Source organism: Mesorhizobium sp. M2A.F.Ca.ET.037.01.1.1 (genome assembly GCF_003998075.1).
Classification (GTDB): Bacteria; Pseudomonadota; Alphaproteobacteria; order Rhizobiales; family Rhizobiaceae; genus Mesorhizobium.
The window spans coordinates 1-3,288 of sequence record NZ_RZSA01000770.1 but is presented as its reverse complement, the minus strand read 5'-3'; the positions used below and the strand labels follow the sequence as shown (position 1 = coordinate 3,288).

General features: G+C 58.9%; 2 protein-coding genes and 2 pseudogenes. 2 read left to right on the top strand and 2 right to left on the bottom strand.

Translation table 11 applies throughout. The features are described from left to right. The first annotated feature begins 687 nt into the window (after positions 1–687). A complete protein-coding gene (locus EOA27_RS28675; protein WP_127257815.1) occupies positions 688–1,713 on the top strand; it encodes an IS110 family transposase in 1,026 nt (341 codons plus the stop codon). Positions 1,714–1,967: 254 nt separating this feature from the next. Here the strand turns inward: EOA27_RS28675 and EOA27_RS28670 are convergent. Beyond that, a pseudogene (locus tag EOA27_RS28670) lies at positions 1,968–2,054 on the bottom strand (FAD-binding protein); the annotation flags it as partial. A 39-nt stretch (positions 2,055–2,093) separates the two neighbouring features. Here EOA27_RS28670 and EOA27_RS28665 point away from each other — a divergent pair. Next, positions 2,094–2,330 (top strand): annotated as a pseudogene (locus EOA27_RS28665) (integrase core domain-containing protein); the annotation flags it as partial. Positions 2,331–2,418: 88 nt separating this feature from the next. Here EOA27_RS28665 and EOA27_RS28660 read toward each other — a convergent pair. After that, positions 2,419–3,288 (bottom strand): ATP-grasp domain-containing protein (locus tag EOA27_RS28660; protein WP_127257813.1); only part of this gene is annotated, 870 nt, incomplete at its 5' end.

The window sequence follows — 3,288 nt, the reverse complement described above, 5'->3', positions numbered from 1 at the left end:
GTACTATGAGGGCGCTCCGACTTCCCGCACCGCATGCCCTTCGGCTTATTGTTTTCGCCAGCCGGGTCCGAAAGGTCCTGCCTGTTCGTGTTCGCCGTAGCGCTCCCGGGGGATTGCAGGTCAGCCCCGGGCCTGGAGCCTTTGGATCAGCCGGCACTCCCTATTCCGGCTATACCCCTTCGGGCAGGTGCGGGACCTCCCAGGTTCCGTGGCGATCCGTCCCGTGATTCTGCGGTGGTCCCAGACCCCGGATGACCCCTGTTGCCTCACCAGTACCGGCATTCGGGTGCTGCCCCCGGGTGTGCCACACCGAAGGCGTCATCACGTTCGCATTTCGAGGCTTACATCACCGCTTTATCACCCGCTGTCTACGCTTCATGGGCACCGTTGCCGACGCCCACGCAAGACTCGCTTCCGGCTGGCGGGCTGCGCCTTTACCGGGCAGGAGTTGAACCTGCTGGATCGCTGAGAAAGGTTTCAGGTCATATCATTCTCCTTTCCACGGCTTATCCTGGCGCACGGCACATTGCGATGCCGTCGGAGAAGGCTGGCATCCACATGGGGTAATCGCGGGAGCGAGTCGCCCTGAAACCAAATCATAGCCAGGGAGGGTGGCTGTTCCCCGATAAGATGGAAATACGGGCTCACGACTGGACGCCGGGCCCAAGCATCTAAGGGAGAACAGCCATGGAAGAATATATCGGGCTCGACGTGTCGATGAAAGAGACGGCGGTTTCTATTCGACGTGAAGGCAAGCGCGTTTGGCGCGGAAAGTGTGCATCCGATCCAAAGATGATTGCCGAGCTTGTCCGCAAGCGTGCACCGTTCGCCAAGCGCGTCGTGTTCGAAACCGGCCCTCTATCCGTATGGTTCTATCACGGGCTGCGTGAAGAGGGTTTGCCGGCGATCTGCATCGATGCTCGTCATGCCAAAGCAGCGCTCGACATGGCCGCGAACAAAACCGACGCGAACGATGCTGACGGTTTGGCGCATCTTGCAGAAGTGGGGTTCTTTCGTGAGGTGCGCGTGAAGCGGTTCGACAGCATGCTGACGCGCACGCTCGTGGCGGCACGCACCAGGCTGGTCAGGATTACCACCGAACTCTCAAATCAGATCCGCGGCATCATGAAGACGTTCGGATTGCTGGTTCCCGCGGGCAAGGGAAGCACGTTCGAGAAGAATGTCCGCAGTCTCCTCGTCGATCGGGACGGGCTCGCTCCTATCGTGTTGCCGATGCTGGAAGCTTGGCGCAGCATGCGCATAAGGGCTGCTGAACTGGGGCGCCAGCTTGTTGCTGCCGCGCGCCAAAACGGAGCATGTCAGATCCTCATGTCGATTCCCGGCGTCGGCGCGATCACCGCAACCTCCTTCGCGACCGCCATTGAGGATCCTGACAACTTCAAGAAATCTCGCTCTGTCGGCGCCTGGCTCGGCCTGACGACCCGGCGATACCAATCGGGAGAAGTCGACTATGACGGCCACATATCCCGACGTGGCGATCGTCATTTGCGAGGGCTTCTCTACGAAGCGGCGACAGTCATCCTGACCCGCAGCTCGGCCGACAGCAGCCTGCGGACATGGGGCCTCAAACTGAGGGAGCGGGTAGGCTTCAAACGGGCCGCCGTTGCCGTAGCACGAAAACTGGCGGTGACAATGCATGCCATGCTCAAAACCGGCGAGTACTTCGATCGGACCGCCGGAACGATAGCGTGACCGCTTTACGAATAGCGTTCAGTCTCTGAGCGCGCCGAGGCGTCCCTGCCGGGACGTGGGCAGAGCCATTCCGCTTGATGGGGTGCACCGCTGGCTCAGCATAGTGCGTCGTCCACATTTGAAGGGCTCCTCCCGCGAAGCTCCATCATGCGGCGACCTATGTCGACCGCGAAGACGACCCTGCACCCGGCATACGCGTCTCAGGAATTGCAAAGGTGCTTGACTCTGCCACCACGATTAGACGACCCCATCTAGATGGCGCCGGAAATACCGACCGCAATGTAGATATCAGGTGCCACGACTTTGCCGCTGTGGCCGACCTGCCAATCGTTCGTCGCATACCAGTGTCGACCGCGGCACGGGACGGATGCCGACGTGAAATCAGCATGGACGGAAAAGGAGTCTGGCGCGACAACGTCTTCGTCGAGCGGCTCTGGAGGACCATCAAATATGAGGAGGTCTACCTGCATGCCTATACCAGCGTGCCGGAAACCCGCACCGCGATCGCCCGGTATCTGATCTTTTACAATACCAGACGTCTCATTTCATCGCTTGACCGGAAGACCCCGGATCGGGCCTACTTCAACACGCCAAAGCCGATCCTCGCAGCGGCATGACGTGCGGAAACCCGCTTACAAAGCCCGCCAAACTGTTGAGACAAACGAAGCCAGCTCTATCGTCCTGCCGCAAATCACCCCAGTGTGATTACCGTTTTCTTTCATCTGTCCGGGAGGTAAGGGGCCGCATATTGTTCCTATTCGCCATGGTCGGAAATGGTGTCATCGACCAATCGATCAAGTCGACGGCACGCTGAACGATCGCCTTGGTCTGAGCAAGGTTGGGTGAAACGGCGATGACATGTCCGATGCGGTCTCGGTAATCGGCTGTCCTGACGATCGGCGTGTTGGGTTCAATATACAATTTGACGTCGGCGACACCTGGTAGAGCAGCCGCCCGGCTGCCGCCATCGATCGAATCGAGGGTGCCATCACGATCAGGAACGAGGAACCGCACGGCCGCAGTGTGCGAATGCCTTTTGCGCAAATTCCATTCCTCACCAATGACGAGCTTAATGTGCTCGGTGATGAGATCGACACCGTAAGCCAGCTGAACCAGTTGAGGAGTGATCCCGCCAGCAAGACGCGGATTGACTTCAATCACGACTGGGCCAAGCTTCGTCCATCGAAATTCAACGTTCGTTGGCCCCCAGCCAAGGCCGAGAGCTCGCAAACAGCTCAGCGAAACATCGACGATACGCTCATGCTCGTCATCAGTTATGGGGGCCGGATAAGCCAACTCACGAAAGACGAAATACGGTGGGGGGTCGAAGTCAGCGGCGGCAATCCCAATAACCTCATTTCCCATTATGTCAGCGCCATAGTATGGGCCTTGCGCGAATTCTTCGACCAGTATCCTCGGTGAGGACCGCCATACGTGCTTGCCGCCCAACAGATAGGTGGTATGTTCGGCCAATTCATCGACGTCGCGGCACAATCGGACGCCGTAGCTGCCGTTACCTACGGCTGGCTTAACAATCACCGGCAGGCCGATTTCCGCGGCAGCGCTATTTACATC